This is a genomic window from Campylobacter hominis ATCC BAA-381 (genome assembly GCF_000017585.1).
Classification (GTDB): domain Bacteria; phylum Campylobacterota; class Campylobacteria; order Campylobacterales; family Campylobacteraceae; genus Campylobacter_B; species Campylobacter_B hominis.
Map to the genome: position 1 here is coordinate 733726 of NC_009714.1, position 23672 is coordinate 757397.

At 30.3% G+C, this 23672-nt stretch carries 18 protein-coding genes, 3 tRNA genes and 2 pseudogenes; 9 read left to right on the plus strand and 14 right to left on the minus strand.

The window, feature by feature from the left end; all coding sequences use genetic code 11:
- Nucleotides 1–128: 128 nt before the first annotated feature.
- The 8 genes and pseudogenes from CHAB381_RS03745 to CHAB381_RS03775 form a co-directional block, all read right to left on the minus strand.
- Nucleotides 129–488, minus strand: a complete 360-nt coding sequence (locus CHAB381_RS03745; RefSeq protein WP_041570483.1) for a dynamin family protein — start codon at nt 486–488, stop codon at nt 129–131.
- Nucleotides 489–1252: 764 nt separating this feature from the next.
- The gene (locus CHAB381_RS03750) at nt 1253–1669 is read right to left on the minus strand and encodes an outer membrane protein assembly factor BamE (RefSeq protein ID WP_012108653.1); all 417 of its coding nucleotides are present in this window, start codon (nt 1667–1669) and stop codon (nt 1253–1255) included.
- Nucleotides 1670–1724: 55 nt separating this feature from the next.
- Nucleotides 1725–5123, minus strand: coding sequence for a YadA-like family protein (locus CHAB381_RS03755; protein ID WP_223429432.1), 3399 nt, complete (start codon nt 5121–5123; stop codon nt 1725–1727).
- A 309-nt stretch (nt 5124–5432) separates the two neighbouring features.
- A pseudogene (locus CHAB381_RS09225) lies at nt 5433–6275 on the minus strand (hypothetical protein); the annotation flags it as partial.
- Between the two features lie 396 nt (nt 6276–6671).
- Nucleotides 6672–6758, minus strand: a tRNA-Leu gene (locus CHAB381_RS03760).
- Between the two features lie 113 nt (nt 6759–6871).
- Nucleotides 6872–7195, minus strand: coding sequence for an HU family DNA-binding protein (locus CHAB381_RS03765; RefSeq protein WP_012108656.1), 324 nt, complete (start codon nt 7193–7195; stop codon nt 6872–6874).
- Between the two features lie 151 nt (nt 7196–7346).
- Nucleotides 7347–8084, minus strand: coding sequence for a YaaA family protein (locus CHAB381_RS03770; protein WP_012108657.1), 738 nt, complete (start codon nt 8082–8084; stop codon nt 7347–7349).
- A 17-nt stretch (nt 8085–8101) separates the two neighbouring features.
- Nucleotides 8102–8178 (minus strand) — tRNA-Arg (locus tag CHAB381_RS03775).
- 129 nt (nt 8179–8307) lie between these two features.
- On the opposite strand from CHAB381_RS03775, the gene CHAB381_RS03780 reads away from it, so the two are divergent.
- The 6 genes and pseudogenes from CHAB381_RS03780 to CHAB381_RS03810 form a co-directional block, all read left to right on the plus strand.
- A complete protein-coding gene (locus CHAB381_RS03780; RefSeq protein WP_012108658.1) occupies nt 8308–9750 on the plus strand; it encodes an acetyl-CoA carboxylase subunit A in 1443 nt (480 codons plus the stop codon).
- Nucleotides 9750–9992 carry a hypothetical protein gene (locus CHAB381_RS03785; protein ID WP_012108659.1) on the plus strand — a complete coding sequence of 81 codons (243 nt, stop codon included), beginning with the start codon at nt 9750–9752 and terminating at the stop codon, nt 9990–9992. Before CHAB381_RS03780 ends, CHAB381_RS03785 begins: the two co-directional genes overlap by 1 nt.
- An 18-nt stretch (nt 9993–10010) precedes the next feature.
- The gene (locus CHAB381_RS03790; RefSeq protein WP_012108660.1) at nt 10011–11099 is read left to right on the plus strand and encodes a hypothetical protein; all 1089 of its coding nucleotides are present in this window, start codon (nt 10011–10013) and stop codon (nt 11097–11099) included.
- Nucleotides 11100–11911: 812 nt separating this feature from the next.
- Nucleotides 11912–13150 carry a Na+/H+ antiporter NhaA gene (nhaA, locus tag CHAB381_RS03795; protein WP_012108661.1) on the plus strand — a complete coding sequence of 413 codons (1239 nt, stop codon included), beginning with the start codon at nt 11912–11914 and terminating at the stop codon, nt 13148–13150.
- A 510-nt stretch (nt 13151–13660) separates the two neighbouring features.
- A tRNA-Glu gene (locus CHAB381_RS03805) sits at nt 13661–13732 on the plus strand.
- Nucleotides 13733–14010: 278 nt separating this feature from the next.
- Nucleotides 14011–14433, plus strand: a pseudogene (locus tag CHAB381_RS03810) (helicase-related protein); the annotation flags it as partial.
- A 220-nt stretch (nt 14434–14653) separates the two neighbouring features.
- On the opposite strand, the gene CHAB381_RS03815 reads toward CHAB381_RS03810, so the two are convergent.
- Together CHAB381_RS03815 and CHAB381_RS03820 are read right to left on the minus strand one after the other, a co-directional pair.
- Nucleotides 14654–16033, minus strand: a complete 1380-nt coding sequence (locus CHAB381_RS03815) for an SLC13 family permease (protein ID WP_041570604.1) — start codon at nt 16031–16033, stop codon at nt 14654–14656.
- Nucleotides 16034–16543: 510 nt separating this feature from the next.
- Nucleotides 16544–17806, minus strand: a complete 1263-nt coding sequence (locus tag CHAB381_RS03820) for a M28 family peptidase (RefSeq protein WP_012108666.1) — start codon at nt 17804–17806, stop codon at nt 16544–16546.
- Between the two features lie 54 nt (nt 17807–17860).
- Here CHAB381_RS03820 and cmoB point away from each other — a divergent pair, with 54 nt between their 5' ends.
- Complete coding sequence (gene cmoB, locus CHAB381_RS03825; RefSeq protein ID WP_012108667.1) at nt 17861–18718, plus strand: tRNA 5-methoxyuridine(34)/uridine 5-oxyacetic acid(34) synthase CmoB; 858 nt, start codon at nt 17861–17863, stop codon at nt 18716–18718.
- A 476-nt stretch (nt 18719–19194) separates the two neighbouring features.
- On the plus strand, nt 19195–20010 hold the full coding sequence (locus CHAB381_RS03830) for a transporter substrate-binding domain-containing protein (RefSeq protein ID WP_012108669.1): 816 nt from the start codon (nt 19195–19197) through the stop codon (nt 20008–20010).
- 640 nt (nt 20011–20650) lie between these two features.
- On the opposite strand, the gene CHAB381_RS09115 is transcribed toward CHAB381_RS03830, so the two are convergent.
- The 4 genes from CHAB381_RS09115 to rsmH are packed head-to-tail and all read right to left on the minus strand — an operon-like array spanning nt 20651 to nt 22928.
- Nucleotides 20651–20773 carry a hypothetical protein gene (locus CHAB381_RS09115; protein WP_012108671.1) on the minus strand — a complete coding sequence of 41 codons (123 nt, stop codon included), beginning with the start codon at nt 20771–20773 and terminating at the stop codon, nt 20651–20653.
- 6 nt (nt 20774–20779) lie between these two features.
- On the minus strand, nt 20780–21616 hold the full coding sequence (gene rmuC / locus CHAB381_RS03835; protein ID WP_049752830.1) for a DNA recombination protein RmuC: 837 nt from the start codon (nt 21614–21616) through the stop codon (nt 20780–20782).
- Nucleotides 21617–21618: 2 nt separating this feature from the next.
- Complete coding sequence (locus CHAB381_RS03840) at nt 21619–21993, minus strand: hypothetical protein (RefSeq protein ID WP_012108672.1); 375 nt, start codon at nt 21991–21993, stop codon at nt 21619–21621.
- Between the two features lie 2 nt (nt 21994–21995).
- Nucleotides 21996–22928, minus strand: a complete 933-nt coding sequence (rsmH, locus tag CHAB381_RS03845; RefSeq protein WP_012108673.1) for a 16S rRNA (cytosine(1402)-N(4))-methyltransferase RsmH — start codon at nt 22926–22928, stop codon at nt 21996–21998.
- Nucleotides 22929–22992: 64 nt separating this feature from the next.
- Between rsmH and CHAB381_RS03850 the strand changes: the two genes are divergently transcribed.
- Nucleotides 22993–23562: a class II aldolase and adducin N-terminal domain-containing protein gene (locus CHAB381_RS03850; protein ID WP_012108674.1), complete on the plus strand. Its 570-nt coding sequence runs from the start codon at nt 22993–22995 to the stop codon at nt 23560–23562.
- Nucleotides 23563–23672 lie beyond the last annotated feature (110 nt).

Sequence of the window (23672 nt, forward strand, 5' to 3'; positions counted from 1 at the left end):
GCCTTGATTTATATCTTGGCATATAATAGCGCATTCAAGTCGTGGTAGATAACCAAGCGTTATATCAAAATCACTTTTATCTAGACTTGAAACTCCTGGAGTATCTATAAAGACAAAATCGGAGTTATTTACTCTCTCTCTCTCTCTCTCTCTCTCTCGGTGGCGGCTGAAATATTTGCAATTAGATGAAATTTTCCATCTTTTGTTTGTAAATTTGCAAACTCATCTTCTGAAATTTCACTTATTGTATCGCCATCTTTTTTAAAAAACTCATCTTTGTTGCTGAAATTTATCTCAACCACCGTTTTTGTCGTAGGAAGTGAGTTTATACTTAATAAATTTCTATCTAATAAAGAATTTATAAGACTTGATTTTCCGCTTGAAAACTCACCTAAAAAACCAATTTCTATCTTGTCTTCTAAAGATTTTTGAAACCTTTCATTAACGCCGTCTATGTCAAATTTTTGACAAATTTCTGATATGGTCATTTTTTCTCCTTTGAATAAAATTATTTATAATAACTTTTTAATTTTACAGGAAGTTTTTTTGTGCAGCGTTTTTTGTTTTATGGCTTTTATTCATTATCTGAATTATAATATTTTCCAAAAACATATCACGCTTCATTCATAAAATCACTTCAACAGCCAAAAACCAATCAAACTTTAAAGTCATTCGGTTAAAGAGAAAATTCGTCTTTTTCTGACTGCGATTTCGGTATTTTCAACCTTTTTACCATTCTCAAAAACTTTTTTAAGACTTCAAATTTTTACAAACATTCTTATTTTTATAAAATTTTATAACTTTGCAATTTTATTAAATTCCTGACAAAATTTTTATTGAAATTTTTTATAAAATTAAGAAATTTAATAGATAAAATATTAGCATTAAAATAATAAAAATATATTAAAATTATTGATTTTAAGTTAATATTTCGATGTTGCTATAATTTTATCAAGCTTGCATAAGTTTATAGCTTATTTTTTTGATTTATTATCAACTGTTATTAAATAAAATTCGGCAAAATTAGTAAAAGTAAATTAAAAAGAGAAAAAACAGAAATCATAAAAAATTTTTTTCAACCGAAGAATAAAATTTTATTTTTCGCTTTTAATTAAGTTTTTTAAGATATAAGATAAAATATTTTTTATGTTTTTGATGTATTTATTAAAATTTAAATTTTACTTCTGATGTTTTCTTTTAATCTGCAAATGCAGATTAAAAGAAATATTTTATTTGACGATTTGCGGACACTTTATTTTTTATTTACGAAGTCTTTGCATTCCTGTGTATTCCAAAAAATACTTGCCGCTTTGTAAGTGTCGAAATCATAAACTATTTTATATTGGCATATCATATCTTTATCGGCGGCTTTTTCTTTAAGATTAAAAAGATAATCCCACTCTACGACATAAGCAAGTCCTGCTGCAAAATGCGGAGTTCCGATAAGTTTTCTTATCTCATCTTTACTCATTCCTGTTTCGATTTTTCTTATGTTTTCCAAATTTACGCTCAAAGCTTTGTTGTAAATACTTTTTTCAGGTTTTGGAAAAGTAATTTCATTTTCACTCATTATGCCGTTTCTTGGCACTTTTTCGCTTGATTTTGTGGTACATCCCTGTAAAATAAATACTCCTAAAACTGCTAAAACTACTAATGAAAATTTTTTCATATTCTATCCTTTTATAAAATTTTAAAATAAAGAACCAAACGTTCTTTATTTTTAATTAAAAATGGAAGCCGACAGATACTGCGGCTCCTGCATTTTCTTGTGAATCATAACTTGCACTGCCTTTTACTACCCATTTTCCATCATCACTCATTTTTGATAAGCCGATTGCCATAGCCGACTCACCGTCATAAAAACCGCCTCCTAAACTGACCATTCCTTTTCCCGGAATTGTAGATTGTGGAAGATTTCCTATAGCCATAGCTGAGGCTGTTCCTGCGCGAGAATCTTTTTTGTATTCGTCAAGCTTTCCGTAAACATTGTTTAGTCCCGCTTTGAGTTGTCCTACAGTAGCTGCGTCTGAGTTTAGAACACCAGGAGCGACATTGCTTATAGTTCTTTCATGTCCAGGAGCTCCTACTGATACTGTGTTGCTTCTACCATTATCTTTCGATCCACCGGCTATAGAAACTGAGTTTTTACCAGTTGCTTTTGGTTTTTCTTTAGCCCAGTCATCTTTTTTATCACTTTCTTTTACTCCACTAGCACCAACAGCTATATTTTTTAATTGTCCCACAGTAGCAGCATCATCATCAGCTTCTCCATCGGCTACTTTTGTTATTTTATTACCACCATTATTAAGACCATCTTTGGTAAGTTTAACATCACCATTTTGAATAGTATCTTTTGTGATTTTAACATCATCTCCAACTTTTAAACCGTCTTCATCAAGTTTTGCGTTATTAAGTGTTATAGAACCATCTTTTAGATCTAAATTTTTTGAAAGCTTTATATCTAAATTTCCATCTTCTGTAGCTTTTGTTTTAATGTTTTTATCACCTTTTATAGTTAAAGTTTCGTTGCCATAAATATTATGCTTTCCCTCATCTCCTTTAAGTTTGTATTTTCCTAGTGTTTGATTTACTGTGCCATTTAAATTTGTTGTAAAGTTTTCTTGAAGTTCTTTAAGCTGACCCTCTGTAGCAGCTCTACTTACATCATCGGTTGTTCCATTCCACTTTGTATTGCTAAGACCTACTATATGCTGTCCTTTATCATCATTTTTAATAGTAATGCTTTTATTGTTATTTTCATTTGATAAAACTATTTCATTTTTTGAAATTTTAGCTTTTATTTTATCATCTCCAATTTCTATTGTTTCATTATTTATAGTAGTTTTATCTGCTACAGCATTACCATTTTTATCATATTTATTAAATTCAGCACTTTGTAAATCTTTAAGGTCTTTAGCTAGACTTATTTTTTTAGAGTTACTAGTAGTACCTTCTTGTTCAACTACTATGTTTTTATTGTCTCCTTTTATATCAAAAATTTTACCATTTAGATTTTTTTGTATTTTTTCTAGATCGGTTTGTTTTGCAAAAGTTTTATCACTATAATCTTTTAAAGATTTAAGTTGAGCGACATTGACTGCATCGGTATCATTAGTTCCTGCTGCAACATTTGTGATTTGACGAGTTAATTCTGACAAATCATTACCTTTATTATCCTTATATCCTTTAGCTCTACCAACCGATACTGCTCCTAGCCTACTTGTCCAAGCAGCAGTATCTTTATCATCATTTTTACCAACTCCAAAATATTTGCCCTCTTTACCTGCTTCAGTATCTGCTATAGAAAGTGCACCTAAAGCTACAGAGTTGTTTATATTTGCTTGTGATCCAACGCCTAAGGCTAGAGAATTTTTCTCTTTTGCTATTGAATGAGAGCCGATTGCGGTTGAAAAATCAGCTTGCGCTTTTGACTTTTCCCCTAAAGCAATTGATAAATTTCCTTTAGCATCTGTATGATGACCTATTGCTATAGATGAGTATGCTCTAGAATAGTTTTGATTGCCTATTGCGATTGACTTTTCGCCAAGAGCTCTAGCTCTAGCACCTAAAGCTGTAGAGTGTTTTTCTGTTGCTGTTGCTTCTACTCCAATAGCTGTTGCTTCATCTTTTGAAGCTTCTGCTGAATGTCCTAAGGCATTTGATTCATAACCTGTTGCTTTTGCACTTTGACCTATAGCGACGCTTCTTGAAAATTTGCCGCTTCCATCTAATCCACTAGCTTCTGCATTACCACCTATTGCTATTGAGTCAAGTCCTTTTGCTTTTGAAAAATAACCTATAGACATAGATTTATCATATGCTTCTGCTTGATAACCCATAGATATTGAATTGTTTCCTATAGCTTTTGCTTTTTCTCCTATACTTATTGAATTTATAGAATCTGCGTTTGCATTATTGCCTACAGCAATTGCTGAATTACCTTTTGCTGTAGTATCTGGTCCAATGGCTATGGCATAATCACCTGTGGCACCCTTATTATCAAAATTTCCTTTATCTTCTTTTGATTTTACAGAGAAATATTTTATATTACTATTTGTAGAGCTTGAATTTTCTATGCCTTTAATCCATTGAGTTAAACTTGTATAGTCTCCACCTTTGCCATCTTTTGAGATATTAATATCATTAAATGTTGGAGTTTTAGCCATAAGTAAATTTATACTTCCATCTTTGTTAATTGAAGTGGCTAAGTTTTCGCTGCTTAGAAAATCATTTAAGTTCTTATTGCTACCTGTAAGTTTAAAGCCGCCACCTACTTTTATAATTCCACCAAGTTTATGAGAAACATCATTTCCCTTTGTTATATCTGTAGCATTATAATTAGCTCGTGTATGAAAGCCTTGATTGGCTAAAGACTTGATTTGAGCGACATTGACTGCATCGGTATCATTAGTTCCTGCTGCGACATTTGTGATTTGACGAGTAATATTGTTGGCTTTATCACCTACAGATACCGCTCCTGCTGTGCTTCTCCAAGCAGAGTCTGTTTCTTTGCTTGGATTGTTAGTTGCAAAGTCAAGGCCTGTAACTCCACGACCTGTGCTCGCTACTGATCTTGCACCAAGTGCAACAGAGTTATTTTCTTGCGCACTGGCTTGATAGCCCAAAGCTATAGAATTGTCATTTGAAGCTTTAGCCTCATGTCCTACTGATATGCCATAACTTCCTTGAGTATTTGATTTTGTCCCAAGTGATATTGCATGGTCCTTGGCTGCCATAGATCCATATCCTAAAGCTAAAGAGCTTGAACCTAAGGATTCAGAATTATATCCTATAGCGATATTATTTTGGTTTGAATTTTTAAGCTTATATTTTCCATTATCTTTTTTGTAGTATTGTTTATAAGTATCAGCTAATGAGTTATATCTACTCTCATCAAGCTCTTCTTCAAGACCTGCTTTAGCCTCATATCCTACTGAGACTGATTTTTCTGAGCGTGCTTTAGCCTCATATCCTACTGAGACTGATCTTTCTGAGCGTGCCAAAGCTCCATATCCTACGGCAGTGCTATAGTTAGCCATGGCTTTCGCCTTGCTTCCTAGGGCTGTGGAATCATTCCAAAGAGCCTTAGAACCATAACCTAAAGAAACTGCATTAGAACTCATAGATTCTGCACCAATTCCTATAGCAACAGATCTAATAGAAGTTGCTAATGAGTAGGTACCTATAGCTATATTGCCTCGATCACTTTCAATATCAAAAGGTTTTAGTTTATACCCGTTTCCATCTTTTACATAATAATTCTTTTGTAATCTGCCATCTAACTCATCATACTCTGACTGGGTTAGCTTTTCACTTAAGCCAGCTCTTGCAAACTCTCCTATTGATATAGAGCTATATGCAGAGGTATATGTATTTTTATCTCTGCCGTATGTAACTGCGTTACTTCCAATAGCTACTGAATCATTAGCGTAACTTCTAGCCTGATGACCTATAGCGCTTGAATACCTTCCTTTAGAATATGCAGCTTCGCCTATGGCACTGGATTGGTTTAAAGATTGTGCCCCAAATCCTATAGCATTGGAATGCGTACTAGCATTAGCCTTTTTTCCTATAGCATTAGCAAATTCTCCAGAGGCTATTGCTTCCCAACCTATAGCAGTGGATCCTTGCTCACTTCCTGTGACTTTAGCACCTTGTCCTAATGCGATACTAACTCGCCCCTCTGCTGTTGCCCCATATCCAATACCAACACTATGTTCACCAAGCGCTTTTGCAAAACTTCCAAAAGCAGAAGATTCTAACCCTGTAGCTTTTGAGTTTTGTCCAACTGCTACTGAGTGGTCTTTTCCTGAAGAATCTGCACCAAATCCTATAGCAATAGAGTGCTGTCGTTCTGCCTTTGAGTTGCTACCTAAAGCTATAGCCATGTGTCCAGTCGCTCGTGCATCATTTCCAATAGCAATATTTCCCTCTCCAGGACCAGATACGCTTGGATCTCGCTTAGCCCGAGCACGTACTCCTATAGCAATGCCACCCCCACCTGGCTTTGTATCATCAGCATATGCACCATCTCCAAATGCTATGCTTATATCATTAAAATTTGATAATACTAAGATTTCAGACTCATTTACTGGATTATAACCAATTTTAGTTCTATATGTTCCAGAGTAAGTTCTTTCAACTTCAAATAATTTACCATCTCGTATGGTATATAAACTGCTTGCAAACAAAGCATTTGCAGCGCAAATGCTTATCATCATAGATAAAATTTTTCTCATAAAAAATAACTCCTTATTTTTTTCATATAATACCATAAAATTTTTTAAAAAATAACTTTTGTAACTAAAAATTTTTGTAAATAATTTTTTTATATAAGTTAGTTTTTTATTTATTTTAATGAAATTTAATGAATTATAAAATTTTATAATTATTTTTATTTAACTGAAAAACTTATAATTTTTAAATTAGTTTAAATATTTAATCAGTATTTTTTAATTATTATATATTGTTAGCTTTTGTAAATTTAAAATACATTAAAATTTTTTAATTTATTAACTCATAGTTTAAGATTATTTTCTTGGATATTTAAAATTTAGTTGTAATGATTTTAATCAGGTAATGTAAATTTAAACGCTGATATTTTTAAAGTAGTGTAGGTAATTTTTTTTTGATTATTTTAATTTTTATAGCTGATGTATTAAAATATGTAGTGGTGCCCGGAGCCGGAATTGAACCGGCACGAAGTTGCCTTCGCCAGATTTTGAGTCTGGTGCGTCTACCAATTTCACCACCCGGGCGCAATAAATCATATAAAATTTTGTTAAAAGATGGAATTATAACTAAAAAATTTTAAAATTTGATTAAAATAAAAAAAGCCCCAAAATTTTGGGGCAATAATAATTTTAAAAGATTATTTCTTTTTGCATTTTCCGCTTTTGCAAGATTTGCTACCTTTTGCAGCTTCAGCAACAGCTTCTTTAAGTTGTTTACCAACTTTAAATTTTACAACTTTTGTAGCAGGTGATTTGTAAGTTCTGTTTGTACCTGGAACTTTACCTTCTCTTGCTGCACGCTCAGCCAAGCCGAAAGAGCCGAAACCGATGAAACTGATAGAATCACCTTTCACAAGAACATCTGAAATAACTTCCAATGCTGAATCTACAACTTCTGTTGCAACTTTTTTTGTTGAGCCGGTTTTCTCGGCTACTGCTTGAATGAATTCTGCTTTTTTCATTCTAAATCCTTTGTATTAAAGTTTTGTAATGCCATTATAAAATATTTTTAACAAAAAAACAATACTTTTTTGCCTGAAATTCGCACTTTTATAATAAATTTTACAAAATTTTATTAAATTTGGTGAAATTTCAGCTTAAAATTTTATAAATTTATATAATTTTATATAATATTTCGGTTCGGTTCTGTATTTTATGAATTTCTATAAGTTTTAAATCCGTAAAATTAAAAGCTATAATTTTTTTATTGTTATCGAGTTGATTTTGTGCGATTTCTTTTAAAATTTTACCTCTGAAATATTTTGCAAAATGGCTGATTACCTTTCCATTTTTAATAAATTTCATAGTTAAATACTCTTTTTTAATATCATAAAATTTATTATAAAATCCTGCTCTTAAATCAAGTATATCATCATTTTCGATAAATTTATCAATGTTTTCGCTAAAATTTTGTTTATAAAAATTTTCTATATTTATATCGCAAAATTTTTCACCTTGTTTAAGTTTATAGTTCGGTATGGCATTTTCGGCAAGAATCGGGCCGAAAAGATTTGAAAAAATTATTACGTTTTTATCTATGAAATTTTGTGCTTGTTTATTTAAAGAGCGATATTGCAGAGCTTTATAAGCTACACCGTTATAGCGCAAAATCGCTTTTATCGTGCCTAATTTAAAAATTTCATTTTTGTAGTGCAAAATTTCAGTTTCTTTTTTTAAGCCAAAAACACGTGAAAGTTCTGTTATAGCGGCATTTTGCACAAAATTATCATAAAGTTTTAAAATTTCAAAGCGTTTTTTATAAAGTTCATTAAAAATAAAATTTTTATAATTTATAGGTGGCAAGTCGGAAAGAGAAATTTTATCTTCCGCCGGACTGAAAAGAATCTTCATAAGATTTTCCAAAAAAGTGGTGCGCCCGGAGGAATTCGAATCCCCGGCCTTTTGAACCGCAATCAAATGCTCTATCCAGCTGAGCTACGAGCGCACAAAATAAAATGTGCATTCTACACAAGTTTTCCTTAAAATAAGCAAAAATATAAATTTTTTTAAATTTAAACTTTTCATAACTAGAATTATATTATCATTACATTAAAATTTTTAGAAAAGGGCTGAAATGATCCATAAAATTCTTATCGCAAATCGCGGTGAAATCGCGGTTAGAGTTATTAGAGCGTGTAGAGATCTGCACTTAAAAAGTGTAGCTATTTACACAAAACCGGATGCTGACTGTCTGCATGTAAAAATTGCAGATGAAGCTTATGAAGTCGGTGCGGAACCATTGAAAGGTTATCTAGATCCTAAAATCATCGTAGAAACAGCAAAAAAATGTGGAGCCGATGCGATTCATCCGGGATATGGATTTTTGAGCGAAAATTACGATTTTGCAAAAGAGGTTGAAGATGCAGGACTTACTTTTATAGGTCCAAGACCCGATGTAATTCGCAAAATGGGAAATAAAAATATAGCAAGATATTTGATGAGAAAAAATGGAATTCCGATAGTTCCGGGAACTGAAAAATTAAATAATGAAACTATGGATAAAATAAAAGAGTATGCTCGTAAAATCGGTTATCCTGTTATTTTAAAGGCAAGCGGCGGCGGTGGTGGTCGCGGAATTCGTGAAGTTTGGGATGAAAAGGATATGGAAAGTTCTTTTGAAGCTTGTAAAAGAGAAGCCAAAACATTTTTTAATAATGATGAAGTTTTTATGGAAAAACTTATCGTAAAACCTCGCCATATAGAATTTCAAATATTAGGTGATAATTACGGAAATATAATTCACCTTTGCGAGCGTGACTGCTCTATACAAAGACGACATCAAAAAATAATTGAAATTGCGCCTTGCCCAAGTATAAGCGATAATCTAAGAAAAGTAATGGGTGTAACCGCCGTGGCCGCTGCAAAAGCCGTGGGATACTCAAATGCAGGAACAGTTGAATTTTTGCTTGATGATAATAACGATTTTTATTTTATGGAAATGAATACAAGAATTCAAGTAGAACATGGTGTAACCGAAGAAATTACCGGAACAGATTTGGTTGTAAGACAAATAAGAATTGCAAGCGGTGAAATTTTGGAACTTGAACAAAGTGATATCAAACCGCACGGATTTGCGATAGAAGCTCGTATAACAGCTGAAAATGTTTGGAAAAATTTTATTCCTACTCCAGGAACGATAACAGGATATTATCCGGCTCTTGGTCCATCAGTGCGAGTTGATAGTCATATTTATAAAGATTATAAAATTCCGCCGTTTTATGATTCACTTCTTGCAAAACTTATCGTAAAAAGTACAGGATATGATTTGGTTGTAAATAAGCTGGAGCGTGCACTTAAAGAATTTAAAATCGAAGGCGTACAAACAATTATTCCGTTTTTGCTTGCTATCAGCAAAAGCAGAGAGTTCAGACGCGGTTTTTTTGATACAAGTTATGTGGAGTCGAATTTACAAAAAATACTTGACGCAACGAACGATCCGATGAATCCGCAAAAAAAAGATGATGAAGTAGTAGCTGCCGTTTCCGCGGTAATGCAAATGATAAATGAGAAAAAATAATGAATGATTTTTTTGACAGTTTAAAAGATATAAAAAAAGAGCTTGAAAAAGATAAAAAGCCGAAAAAAACAAAATCGCAGGTTACTAAACTTGAAAATTTCGATATCAGCGAAGATGAAAAAGTTGAGTTTAAAAGCGAATTCGATTTACAAAAAGAGAGTATCACATCACGTGAAAAGCGCCTGCAAAATGAATTTTTAGCTTATATAAAAGGCGAAAATATTAAAAAGATTGATAATTGATATAATTGGAGGAAATTAATGAGAATATTTATTGTTTTAATTGCTTTTTGTTTGTCGGCTTTTTGCGAAAATTTTGAAAGTAACAGTTCTTCGCAAGAGAGATTTGAAGTACAAAAAACAAAAAGTTGGGGTGAACATTTACTAAAAGGCAAAAAACCGCCGCTTAATGAATATGCAGCTTTTTATTTCAGCACCGATTCGCCTGATAAAGTATATATTCAAAGTGTGAAAGATGTTACTGTTCGTTATGCTTTTAATGAATTTAAAGGCATTGATTCTTCTAAATTTGCGGCATTTTGGGCAGGTGAGTTTGAATTTAAGGAAGACACTTTAAAAAGATTGGTTTTTAACGATTCTGTGAAAGATTTGAGAATTTTTATAGATGGAAATATTATATTTGACAGCACTGAAAATATGAGCAAAAAAGATCTTACATATAACTTTACAAAAGGCAATCATACAATAGAAATAGAAATGATGAACCATTGGCATACGGTTGATTTTTATTTCGCATTGCGAGATATGGTGAAATATTTTTCTCAAAACGATATTGCGGAAAAAATTAATAAAAAATGGAAAAATTTTGAAATTTTCAGCGTTTCTGTTTATGAAAGCAGCGAATTTGATAGAAAAATTGTTCTTAATTTGGATCAAAAATATAAAAAGCCTGTTTTGTTACTTTTATCATCTTACAATAGTGCTGATTTTCAAATTTTAAATCCTTATGATAATAAATTAGCATTTATAGTTTTTAATAAAGATAGTCGTGTATTGTATGATAAAAAAGATGGCGAAATTTTTTATTCGGATGATAAAAGACTTCCTTATAGTTATAAAGTTGAAGATTGTTATTGCATATCGAGAATGGGTTTGCATTGTTCTAAAAACAGCGACATAATAAATGTTAATGAAAAAATTAAAAAAATTTACGGTGTAGGACTTAGCGGCATAAGCCATAAATATTCTGCAGCTTCTTTTAAAATTCCTGAAAAAATTTATAATCAGGATTTGATAGATGAAGTAATGGATGCAAGACAAAAAATGGAAAAATTAAAAATAGATTGTCAAAAAGAACAAAGCTCAAATTTTAATGATGTTTTTAAATAAAATATTAAAAAATAAAAGTCTATTTGATTTATAAATCAAATAGACTGATTTTTAAAATTTCAGTTGTTTTTTTGATTTCTTTTATTTCAGTGGTATCGCTGAAATAAAACAGTCTATATGCTCATAAAAATTCTTATTAACTCCAAAATCATAAATTTTTACATACCATTTTCACAAATATTTATATTGTTCGTAAGCGCTGATTATATTATTTTAAAGCTGTTATTTTAATATAATAAAATTTATTCTATGGTCGGTGTCGTTAAAAATTTATCTGAATTTATCGGTTTTATATTTTTTGCTTAAAATGTGGAGTTTTTTGGATTTTATAGGAGTTTCATTAACGTCGTAAAATTTTGTATAAAAGTATATAGGTGCATATTTTTCAATTTAAGATAACTTCAGTATTATATTGCTAATATAAATTACAATAAACTTTAAGAGTATTGATTATTTATTATTTCGACAAGATGAAATTTTTTATATTTGGAGTAATTAATTTTTTTATATTTTTTAAAAAACTCATTTAGTAAAATATATATGATAACGGTTTATAATTCATCAAATTGCAGAATTCGATATGAATTATCATTGCATAAAATGCACTACAACGCTTTACTTTATGTAAAATTTTTAAAAATCGTTTGTCGTAATTATACCTTAAAATTTTGCGTTATAACTTCACTGTAAAGTAAATAATCGCTGGTTATTTAATGTGTGTATTTTTGATTTTAGATAAATTTATAATTTCAAAAGCCTTTAATAAGCAAAATTTTATTATAATTCTGTAATTTTCCCAAGGTAAATCATCTATGCAAAAACTTAAATTTTATTTAAACCACGAAGCAAGCGGCGGAATTTTAATTATTATCGCAACGATTCTTGCATTAATTTGTCAAAATATGATTTTAACGGACTTTTACAACCATTTTTTGCGTATAGAATCAGGCATTATTTTTGGTGAATATAAAATAATAAAACCGATAATTTTATGGGTAAATGACGGACTTATGGCGGTTTTTTTCTTTTTTATCGGTCTTGAAGTAAAAAAAGAAATTTTAATCGGCGAATTAAGTTCGCCTAAAAAAGTTGCTTTGCCGGTAATTGGCGGTATCGGCGGCGTAGTAATTCCTGCACTTTTGTTTTTGGCTGTAAATTTTGGCGATGAGTTTGCAAGACGCGGTTGGGCGATTACCACTGTTAGTGATACGGCTTTTGCTGTTGGGATTTTGCTGCTTTTAGGAAGCAAGGTTCCGTCATCTTTGAAGATATTTTTACTACTTTTGGCGATAATTGACGATATTTGCGCGGTTGTAATCGTGGCATTTTTTTATACAAGCGAGCTTTCGAATTTTGCAATTTTTATGGCAGGAATTGGAATTTTGATTTTTTTAGTTTTAAATATTTTAAAAGTAAATAAAATTTCATTTTTTATTGCCGCCGGAAGTTTTTTATGGGTCAGTTTTTTGGAATCAGGAATTCACTCTACAATTGCAGGAATCGTAGCATCATTTTTTATACCTTTAAAGCCGATAAAAGGCTATTGTATGCTTGACGATGTAAAGCATAAATTAGAAGGGTTTATTACATATCTTATTATGCCGATTTTTGCCTTTGTAAATGCCGGAATCGCCTTAAACAGTGATGCTTTTTCAAATTTGCTTCATCCTGTTTCAATCGGTATAATTTTGGGACTACTAATCGGCAAACCTTTCGGAGTTTTTATTTTTTCTTATGTGGCGATAAAATTTAAATTATGTTCGCTTCCTACTGGATCAAATTTTAAGCAATTTTTAGGGCTTGGATTTTTGACGGGAATTGGCGCCAGTATGAGTTTATTTATCGATTCTATAGCATTTATGGATAGTGATCAGTTTGCTTATGCTGATAAATTAGCTATTTTAATAGCTTCATTTTTAGCAGCTTTTATCGGTTGGAGAATTTTAAAAACTTCCGGTAACAAAAATGAAAATTTTGAAACAATAAAAGAAGCTGAAACTACAAATTCAACAGCTGAAAAAATCGAAGATATTGATGAAAATAAAAATTAGTTTCTGTCACAAAAAATATAAAAATTTTAGTTAGAGAGATTTTTTTGAGTTTTTAGTTAAATTTTTAATTTTATTATGAATTTCTAAATTTTTTGCATATAAATTTATATTTTAATGCATTCTGTAAAACTTCTTCATTTTCTTCTTAAAAAAAGTGCAGGTAGAATACATAATTTTGTAACATTATTTTAAAACGCGAAGCGAATTATTTAAAAACTTTTTTTGAATTTTTTATTATTATTTTATTGATTTAAAATTTTAAAAGTAAATTTGAAATAATGTTTTATTTATTGTCAAAAAAATTTTGGATATAAATTTTTTATCTTTGTCATTCGTTACTTTTATTGATATTTTAGTAATGCAAAAATATCTAAATTGATTATAAAAGATATTTGAAAAATTAAAATTTTTAAGCAGCAAATAAGTTAAAATTCGTATAATTACCATTTATTTTCGTTTTAAAATTTAAACGAAAATTGCGAGATTGCGTTATTTTCAGCGCAAAAGCGTGGCTTATTCGTCTAGTGGTTAGGACACTGGCCTCTCACGCCGGCAACAGGAGTTCAAATCTCCTATAAGTCAAACTTATATTATTTTATTATATACTTGCATTTTAAAAATATATAAAATTTTACTCATATTATATTAAAGCATTTAAAATTTTTAAATTAAACTTTCATATGTATAGCTCTGAGAGTTGCGATATTTTACCAATTTTTATAAATTGTATAATTAAAATTATTACATTGTTTAGTCTGGAATTATAATTCACAGTTTTTGAAAATTAAAAATTGTAACAATCTAATACATAAAATTTAAATTATCCTATTAAATAAAAAATTTTATATTTTGCTGTATAAGACAAAAAACTTGAAATTTTCAGAGATAGCGGAAGTTTACTTTTGACTACTACTGTAGTGGAAGTAGGAATTTCACTTCCACGCCTTAGTATTATTGTAATTGTAGGAGCTGAAAAAATGGGACTTGCTTCACTTCATCAGCTTCGCGGTCGTGTAGGACGAAATGGCGGCATCGGATATTGTTATCTTTATACTAAATTAGAAAGTATTCCTGAACGTCTGAAAGAATTTGCAGCAACGCTTGATGGATTTAAAGTAGCGGAAATCGATTTAAAAAATCGTCAGGCCGGAGATTTACTTGACGGCACAATTCAACACGGCGAAACATTTAACTATTTCGATTACGATGAAGATATCGCACTGAAAGCAAAAGAACGTCTTAAAAAATTTAAAATTTCACAAAATGATGAGATGAAATTTTAAATTCTACACTGTAATTTACAAATTTCATATAAAATAAATTTATTATGAAATTTCAAAATATCCTGACATAATAAAATTTCAACTTTTCATATTTGATGATAAAATTTTATAGTTTTACAATGAAATTTAATTTTTAAAAAGTATTTTTTGCAATATATTTTAAATATAAACATTAAAAAACTTGCAAAAAGATGTGCGCAAAAAGCACACATCTTATAGACTACGCATAAAAAAGATAAGTGACAAGTGTCAAAATGACAGCGCATGAAAGACAAAGCGCTACTCCACACTTAATCATTTCTATTTGTTTTATGTGTCCTGTTCCAAAGACTATCGCATTCGGCGGTGTAGCTACCGGCATCATAAATGCGCAGCTTGCGCCAATTCCAATGATAATAGTCAATGTTTCTTTCGGAAGTCCGACTTCTGCGGCAACCGATGCAAAAACAGGTAACAAAAGTGCCGCACTTGCGGTATTACTTGTAAATTCGGTAAGTGCAATTACAAAAATTGCAACTATAAAAATTATAATTATTTTTGGAAGACCTGCAACTACGCCAGCTACAGTTTCTCCAAGTACTTTAGAAGCACCTGACATCTCAAGTATCGCACTTAGCGCTAAACCGCCACCGAAAAGTAGCAATACGCCCCAGTCTGTATTTTCAGCGATGTCTCTCCAAGTAGCTAATCCTAAAACTACTATAAATGCAGCCGCTAAAAGCGCAACCAATCCATCAGCTATTTTAAAGCCGACAAGCCCTGAAATAGGTTTAGCTAAAAGCCAAAGCAACGCTGTACATACAAATACGATTGTGGTTAAAATTCGGGCTCTGTTCCATGGAATATATTCCGCTTCAAATTCTATTTTGCGGTTTAGATTAGGTCTAAGCACGAAATACAAAATAATAAACATAAGCGGCATAAATATTATTACCATAGGAAGTCCGATTTTCATCCAATCAACAAATGTAAAATTTAAAGCTTGTCCTGCCAAAGCATTTGGCGGTGAACCGACCATAGTGCCAAGTCCTCCTATACTTGCAGAATATGCTACGCCCAAAAGCACAAATACAAATGTACTTCTGTCTTTTTCTTTGTCAACCGCGCCTAAAAGTCCAAGTGCAAGTGGAAGCATCATTGCCGCTACGCCAGTATTTGAAACCCACATTGATAAAAGTGCAGTTACAACACAAAGCGAAATTACGGCAATTCCAAGATTGTTTCCGGCAAGCGATATTATTTTAACGGCGATTTTTTTGTCCAATTTTTGGATGTGCAAAGCAGTAGCTAATGCAAAACCACCGAAAAATAGATAAATCGTAGGGCTTGAAAAACCGGCAAGTGCATCTTTGAAGCTTAAAGCTTTAAAGCTTCCGTCTTTGGCATATGAGCCTATGCCGATTAAAATCGCAATTATCGGCACCATAAGTGCTGTAATTGTGATGTGAACGGCTTCGCTGACCCATAAAATCGCTATAAAAAATAGCATACAAAGACCTTTATTTGTGTTAGCCTCATAAGGCAGCACGTAAAAAAGTCCAAAAGAAAGCACTGCAGCAATCAAAATAATAATCACACCACGAAGCGGAAACGATTGCATATCGCTTAGTTGTGCATTCGGATCTACAGGCTTTTCGATTATTTCACTCAATTTAACTCCTTTCAAAATTTTCGTTATTATACATTTTTTTGAATTTAAAACACTTAATAATATTATTTAAATTAAATTTTTAAATTTTGTTTAAAATTTTAAAAATTTGAAATGTATTTTTGTGAATTTTTTGATATTTAAATAAAATATAAATATCTACAAAATATGGTTTAAAGGCATTTTTGTTAAAATATTTTTATTTTAACAAAAAATTTTGTTTCTTTAAAAACTATAATTTAAATTATAAAATTTATATAAAAATGTTATAAAGTGAAATTTAAATTCATATTTTTAATCTTTTTTCCACCGTTATTAAATGTTTTTCTTATAAAGTTTTTTAATAGATATTTTTTATAATAGGAACTGCATTTTTACAAAGTTTATCGCTCGGTTCTATTTATTAAAGATTTATCAAAAGAAAATTTCAATTTTGCATTAAAATTTTCTTTTAACGAAAAATTAGATATTTTTGATTATTTCTCGTACTGTATTTTCTATTTTTTTGATTGAGCTTATTTGCACTTTTTCATTTATACTGTGCGCACCAAAGATATTCGGACCTATGGAAGCTACTTTAAGATTTCTATTTTTTGTGATAAATACGCCACATTCAAGTCCTGCGTGAATCGCATAAAATTTCGCATTAGGCGAAAATTTTTGTAAATTTTTCAAAACTAAATGCGAAAAATCGTTAATTTGCGGTTTCCAAGGTTTTGAAAAATTTTCAAAACATACTTTAAAACCAAGTCTTTCACCTAAAATTTTTGTTTCAAACTGTAAATTTTCAAGTTCATTCATAGCTCTTGCGAAAATTGAAATTTTAAATTGTCTTTTTATTTCTTCGCAAAGTGCGATATTTGCGCTACTTTCCGGTATGTTTAATGTATTGTTCCAAGCGCGAACGCCTTGAGAAAAAATGCAGATAAAATCTAAGATTTCAGTACTTTTTTCATAAATTTCATATTCGTCAAAATCGAAAAATTCCGCTTCTAAAAATTCAGGTACTTTTGAAATTTCGTTATCAAAAACTGCTTTACACATTGCATTTACAGGAATTGAATTTATTCTTTCACCGCCTTTAAAATTTACTATGCTTCCGCTATTTTCGCGGATAAACTTAGCCAAAGATTTTATTGCATTCGGTAAGTTTTTATCTATTTCGCTTCCGCTGTGTCCGCCCGGAAAATTTTTTGTTTTAAATTCGTAGCAAAAACCTTTTTTTAATTTACGGTAAGTATCGCAAAATGCCAAAATATCAACTCCACCTGCACATCCTACGCATACTTGTTCATCATTTTCACTGTCAAGATTTAAAATTTTGTCACTTTTGATTTTATAATCAAAATTTTGCACGCCCCAAAGTCCGACTTCTTCGTCATTTGTGAAAATTACTTCAAGATTTTCAAACTCATCCATCATTTTTAAACTTATTGCTACGCCGATTCCGTCATCTGCACCGAGGCTTGAGTTTTCTGCTTTTATGAAATCATCTTCGAATATAACTTTTACCGTATTTTCTGAGCCGACTTTTACCATATCGTAGTGGCTTTGAATGCAAATTTCGGGTTCGCCTTTTTTTGCATAAATATTTCCGCTCTTATCAATCTGTGTTATAAAATTTCTTTTTTTACATTCGTCAATCAGCCATTTTGCAAGCTCTTTTGTATTTCGGCTGGCATGCGGGATTTTGCAAATTTTAAGAAAATAATCAATTACATTCATTATTTATCCTTTTAAAATTTTTAAAATGATAGTATAACGCAAAAAGGAAATTTTATGAACGAAAATGAAAAAAAACTTTTAAGTGATATTGAATGTTTGCCGAATGTTGATTGTAAATGCGATTTTGGCGATATTGTGCGAGCTTTTGCGGATTATAAGATAAATGACGAATTAAAATTTAAAGTGCGACAAATAGCTCTAAATTTGCGTCCGTGGCGAAAAGGACCATTTGAAATTTTAGAAACTTTCATTGATAGCGAGTGGCAAAGTTTTATGAAATTTAATCTTTTAAAGCCTTTTATGGATTTACAAGGAAAAAAAGTAGCCGATATCGGTTGTAATAACGGTTATTATCTTTTTAGAATGTCTAATTTAGGAGCAAAAAAGCTTATAGGATTTGATCCGGGCGTGCGGACTTTTTTGCAGTTTCGTTTTTTGGAACATTTTTTAAAAAGCGGTGTGATTTACGAGCTTTTAGGCGTTGAAAATTTGCCTGATTACGGTGAGAAATTTGACAGCATTTTTTGTCTTGGTGTGCTTTATCATAGAAGCGATCCGGTGCGTGCGTTAAAAGAACTTAAAAGTTCGTTAAATAGCGGTGGCGAAGTATTTTTGGATACTATGTTTATAGATGGCGACGACGAAATTTGTCTTTTTCCACGTTTAAGTTACGCAAAAATTTCAAATATTTATTTTTTGCCGACTATCAGGACTTTGCAAAACTGGTGTGAAAGGGCGAAATTTAAAGATTTTGAAATTTTAGCCGTAAAAGCGACGGACGAAAATGAACAAAGAAAAACCGATTGGATTTACGGACAAAGTTTGGGCGATTTTTTAGATCCGTTTGATAAAACGCGCACTATAGAAGGTTATCCTGCGCCAAAACGTGTATATGTAAGGGTTAAAATTTAAATTTTATTTCATTCGCATTATGTGCGATGATAAAATTTTTAAATAACTTCCGTTTTGCAAAAATAATTTATGTGAATTTCATTTTTTCTTTCAAATATAAAAATTTAATGAATTTTTATATTTTTAAAATTGCAAAAATTTTTATTTATTGTGAAAAAATGTATTTTTGTAAAAATAAATGATAAAATTTATAAATTTTTTATAAAATTTTTGTAAAATTCCAAAGTTTGTAGAAAAGCAGTTAAAATTTTGTCTGTTAAGATAAATATTGAATTATATTTTTACAGCCAAGTATCAAAATTTTATAATTTTATAGAAAAATAGTGTAAAAATATAACTTAAAAATAGATTATTTTATAAAAAATAAAATCTTATAATTACTGTTTTAAGGTATTTTAAGACGCTTTTTAAATGTTTGCTATAAATAATTTTTTGTGATACAATACATTTTTAAAAATTTTTGATAAGGATAAAAAATGAAAAAATTCTTAATTTTTTTGGTTCTTGCGTTTAGTTTATTAAACGCCAACTCACTTAATGAAATCAGATCAAGTAAAACATTACGTGTTGGCGTTTATGATGCTCAACCGCCTTTTTCACAATTAAAAAGTAGCGGTGAGTTTGAAGGATTTGAAATCGGTTTTGCAAAAGAGATTGCAAAAGGTATTTTCGGAGAAAGCGGTGGAAATGTCGAATTTAAAGCTGTATCAGCAAACGATAGGATAAAATTCCTGCAAGATAATAGCGTTGATTTAGTCATAGCTACATTAACAATCACTGATGAACGGGCAAAACTGGTAGATTTCTCAAATCCTTATTTTGCTGTAAATATTGGGGTTTTGACGCGTAAAGATGATGAAATAAAAGAATTTTCCCAATTAAAAAATAAAATTATAATTACCCAAAAAGGCGGAACTGCCGAGGATTATTTTAAAAATTTGGGTTTTAATGTAATGACTTGCGACAACGGAGCTGCAGGTTGCTATAAACTTTTAAAGCAAACTCCAAACGCCATAGGTTTTGCAGATGACGTTACAGTAGCACTTGCATATGCCGTGATAGACAAAAGCGTTGAAGTAAATGTTAAAAATTTGGGTGCAAGTGATTTTCTTGGTATCGGTGTACAAAAAGGAAATAAAGAACTTTTAAATGTAGTTAATGATGAACTTATAAAATTGAGTAAAGAAGAATATTTTAAAAAGCTTTTTGATAATCAAATAAATACATTTTATCATGGTTTAGCCGATAAAAAATACTTTTTACTGGACGACATCTATAAATTTTTCTTATAAAATTTATAGATGCTTTTTTAAAACACACAAAAGTTCGATAAAAAGAATTTAAATTTTACAGCAAGGCGGCTTATCATTAATATCTATAACAGAAATTAATGATAAACGCCATTTGCATAAAAATATTCACAAATTATCAATAATAATTAATGCTACACATATAAGATGAAATAGTTTAAAATTTATCTTAGCCGTTTATGGTATACAATTTTTCAAATTTGGCGGTTTGGATATAAAATAAATCAGGCTGTAATAAATAAAGATTTTTTGTTTTTTTTGTAAAAATGATTTTCTTAACAGACGGCAAAAAAAGATTTCTATAGATACGAAACCATAAAAAATTGTTATAAATTTTAAAAGACAATAGAGCTTTTTTGATGGTATTTAGCTGCAATTTTTAGAAGCTTTACATTTAACGATTTGAAAACGATAACTAACGCAAATGTATTTGATGTGAAAATATAGGTAACACAAATTCACAAATATTTTAGCAGTGCGAGTTTGGAAAAATGTTTTTAAAATAAATCTAAAACTTTTATTAACGATGTGAAAATCAGGCTTTAATTTTTAAACCCCCAATACTATAAAGACAGATACTTTTTTATTAACAATATAATGCGGTTGTATTTATTAAAGTTTTTTAAATTTCGCTTATTTTGTCGAAATTCGCTTTGATTTTTGCGGAATTTTGAGCGATTTTATTTGATATATCGTTGAAATTTTGCGAAATTTTCACAAGTTTATTTATTAATTCGTTTTGCATTGTAAATTACGACGAAAGAGTGGTAATTGCATTTTTTATTTCATTTAAATTTTGACTTATCATTTCGTCTTTTAAAAATAATTTTATATTAAAAAGCATTGCAAGCAGCGTTGTCGGCGAGCTCAAAAATACGGCTTTAGCGTTTGCATATTCTAAAATTTCTGTAAAATTTTCACAAACATAAACGAAAATAGCTTCGCTCGGTAAAAATAAAACCGCGTATTCTGCAGTAAGAGGTGGCAAAATGTATTTTGAAGATATATCGTCGATATGTTTTTTCATATTTTTAATTAACTCATTTTGTCCTTTTTTCAGCTCGTTTTCATCTTTAGCCGTTATTATTTTTTCGTAGCCGCTTAGCGGAAATTTTGAATCAATTGCAAGAATTTTTGTGTTTGAAATTTTGAAAGCACAATCGCAAATTACGCCTGTCGGAAGTTTTTTTTGCATTTCGTAAAATGAGCTGTTTTCTCCGTAAGCGATTTTTATGACATTTTCAAGTCTGAACTCTCCAAAATTTCCACGAAGTTTTTGATTATTGATTATTTTATTAAAATTTACAATTTCTTTTTGTAAATTTTCGCTTATTTGCGTAAAAGTATCTATTTTGGCGACTTTTTGCGTCATATCTATAAAATTTTGATTTATTGTTTTTAAGTTAAAATTTAAATTTTGACTATTTTGAGAAATTATCTGATTTAGATTTTTATTTAAGTTTAAAAACATAGAATTTAACGCGATATTTTGTCTATTTATCTGCTCTTTTTGTAAAAATATAAAAATGGCGAAAATAATTAAAATTAAAATAAGTAAAGCTAAAATAATATAAATTAAATTTTGCATTTTTACTGTTTCTTGCTTTTTGCGTCGGTTTTTACCACCATTTTGCCTTTTTGCGAGAATTTTTCAGGCAAAATTTCATCTTTCGGTAATACGTTTTTAAGTTTAAAAGGATCCAGAATTTCATGTTTGTAGCGTAAAAATTCAAGTTTATTTTTCAATGCTCCGTTTTCTTCCGTAAGAACATCGTGTTTGATATGCAAATCTCCTATATCACGGCTTAAATAATAAATTTCATTTCTAATGTAAATCGTAGGAAGTGTAATCAAAAAAATTACACCGGCAATTAAATATGCATTTATCAGCTCAAAAAATGTAAGATTTTTTTGTTTTTTTCTTGCCTTGTCAATATTTTCTAAAATTTCGCTATTTGCTTGCATTTTTACCTTTTTATTTCAAAGACGCGTAATTTGGCGCTTTTTGCGCGAGAATTTTGTTTTAGCTCATCAGCGCTTGCCGTAATTGGTTTTTTAGTCAAAATTTTTCCTATTGCGTGATTATTTCCACACTCGCAACGCTCAAAAAATGGCGGACAAATGCAGCTTTGCGCCCATTTTTTAAACCTGTTTTTTACAATTTTATCTTCAAGTGAATGAAAAGTGATTATAGCTATTTTTGCATTTTGTATCGCTGAATTTTCTATTGAATCCAATAATTTATTTAACTCGTCAAGCTCTTTATTTACTTCTATGCGGATTGCTTGAAATGCAAGTGTAGCTGTGCTTATACTGCGATTTTTAAAGTTTGATGTTCCGATTATTGTTGCAAGCTCTTTTGCGCTTGTTATCTCTTTGTCAGCTCGATAATTCGCTATTTTGGCAGCAATTTGTTTTGCGTTTGTTAGTTCTGCAAACTCATAAAATATACGTTCTAAATCTGACCTGCTGTAATGATTTACTACAAATTTCGCATCAAGGCTCGCATTTTTATCCATTCTCATATCAAGCGCATCGCTTTTCAAACTGAATCCGCGATCGTTATTATCGATCTGAAGACTTGAAACGCCGATATCGGCTAAAATTCCAACGACATTTGATAAATTCAAAATTTCATTTGTTTCCAAAAAAGGTAAAAAATTTGAAAAGCCTGATTTAAAAATTTTAATTCTATTTTTAAAAATTTCAACTCTTTTTTTACTGAAATCTAAAGCCTCGTCATCTTTATCGCAAGCAAAAATCCGTATGTTTTCATTTGCGGATAAAATCGCGCTGCTATGCCCTGCAAAACCCAATGTACAATCAATCAATAAACCTTGCAAATCTTTAAAAATATCTACAACTTCATTCCTTAAAACAGGAATATGCGGAATTTCCAAATTTTCATCCTTTTTAATTTTATTTTTAGTATAATATCAAAATTTCTTGTAAAAAAGGTCAAAAATGAATATTGATTATTACGCGGAAAAGATGCAAAAAATTTCTCTTTCTATGTTTAGAAAAAGTTTTTTTGGTATTTTTCATGGCTCTATTTCTGCAAAAATTTCGGATAATCAATTTTTAATAAATAAAAAAAATGCTATTTTTGATAATTTTTCAAAAGATGATATGGTGCTGCTATACACAAAAAAAGACTATCGCTGGAATGACGCCAGTATCGATAGCGACATACATTTGAACATATATAAAACTATAAAGGAAGCTAAATGTGTTTGTTATGCTATGCCACCTCAAACAGTTGCTTATACGCTTAAACATGATTTTGTAATTCCGAAAGATTATTTCGGTTTTGCAGAATTCGGAAAAGTCGAAATTTATGATATTAAAAAATTTGATGATTGGTATGAGCGCGCTCCAAGTGAAATTTCTCACTATATGTTTGAAGAAAATACTGATGTAATGGTAATAAAAGGCTATGGAATTTACGCTTATGCAAGAAATTTAGGCGAACTTGCAAAAAAAATAGCAATAATTGAAAATAGCTGTTATATTTTAAATTTAGAAAATTTTTAAATAAATTTAAATTTTTTGCTAACAAAAATTTAAAAATTGTTAGTAAAAAATGCTGAAATGCTGGTGTTTTCAAGGAAAATTTAAGTTTTTTGTTAGTATAATATCAGCGA

Excerpts from the sequence above, each read along its gene's own strand:
- CHAB381_RS03745 (WP_041570483.1), bottom strand. The coding sequence starts at position 488 with ATGACCATATCAGAAATTTGTCAAAAATTTGACATAGACGGCGTTAAT.
- CHAB381_RS03750 (WP_012108653.1), bottom strand. The coding sequence starts at position 1,669 with ATGAAAAAATTTTCATTAGTAGTTTTAGCAGTTTTAGGAGTATTTATT.
- CHAB381_RS03755 (WP_223429432.1), bottom strand. The coding sequence starts at position 5,123 with ATGAGTTCTAATGCAGTTTCTTTAGGTTATGGTTCTAAGGCTCTTTGG.
- CHAB381_RS03765 (WP_012108656.1), bottom strand. The coding sequence starts at position 7,195 with ATGAAAAAAGCAGAATTCATTCAAGCAGTAGCCGAGAAAACCGGCTCA.
- CHAB381_RS03770 (WP_012108657.1), bottom strand. The coding sequence starts at position 8,084 with ATGAAGATTCTTTTCAGTCCGGCGGAAGATAAAATTTCTCTTTCCGAC.
- CHAB381_RS03780 (WP_012108658.1), top strand. The coding sequence starts at position 8,308 with ATGATCCATAAAATTCTTATCGCAAATCGCGGTGAAATCGCGGTTAGA.
- CHAB381_RS03785 (WP_012108659.1), top strand. The coding sequence starts at position 9,750 with ATGAATGATTTTTTTGACAGTTTAAAAGATATAAAAAAAGAGCTTGAA.
- CHAB381_RS03790 (WP_012108660.1), top strand. The coding sequence starts at position 10,011 with ATGAGAATATTTATTGTTTTAATTGCTTTTTGTTTGTCGGCTTTTTGC.
- nhaA (WP_012108661.1), top strand. The coding sequence starts at position 11,912 with ATGCAAAAACTTAAATTTTATTTAAACCACGAAGCAAGCGGCGGAATT.
- CHAB381_RS03815 (WP_041570604.1), bottom strand. The coding sequence starts at position 16,033 with ATGCAATCGTTTCCGCTTCGTGGTGTGATTATTATTTTGATTGCTGCA.
- CHAB381_RS03820 (WP_012108666.1), bottom strand. The coding sequence starts at position 17,806 with ATGAATGTAATTGATTATTTTCTTAAAATTTGCAAAATCCCGCATGCC.
- cmoB (WP_012108667.1), top strand. The coding sequence starts at position 17,861 with ATGAACGAAAATGAAAAAAAACTTTTAAGTGATATTGAATGTTTGCCG.
- CHAB381_RS03830 (WP_012108669.1), top strand. The coding sequence starts at position 19,195 with ATGAAAAAATTCTTAATTTTTTTGGTTCTTGCGTTTAGTTTATTAAAC.
- CHAB381_RS09115 (WP_012108671.1), bottom strand. The coding sequence starts at position 20,773 with ATGCAAAACGAATTAATAAATAAACTTGTGAAAATTTCGCAAAATTTC.
- rmuC (WP_049752830.1), bottom strand. The coding sequence starts at position 21,616 with ATGCAAAATTTAATTTATATTATTTTAGCTTTACTTATTTTAATTTTA.
- CHAB381_RS03840 (WP_012108672.1), bottom strand. The coding sequence starts at position 21,993 with ATGCAAGCAAATAGCGAAATTTTAGAAAATATTGACAAGGCAAGAAAA.
- CHAB381_RS03850 (WP_012108674.1), top strand. The coding sequence starts at position 22,993 with ATGAATATTGATTATTACGCGGAAAAGATGCAAAAAATTTCTCTTTCT.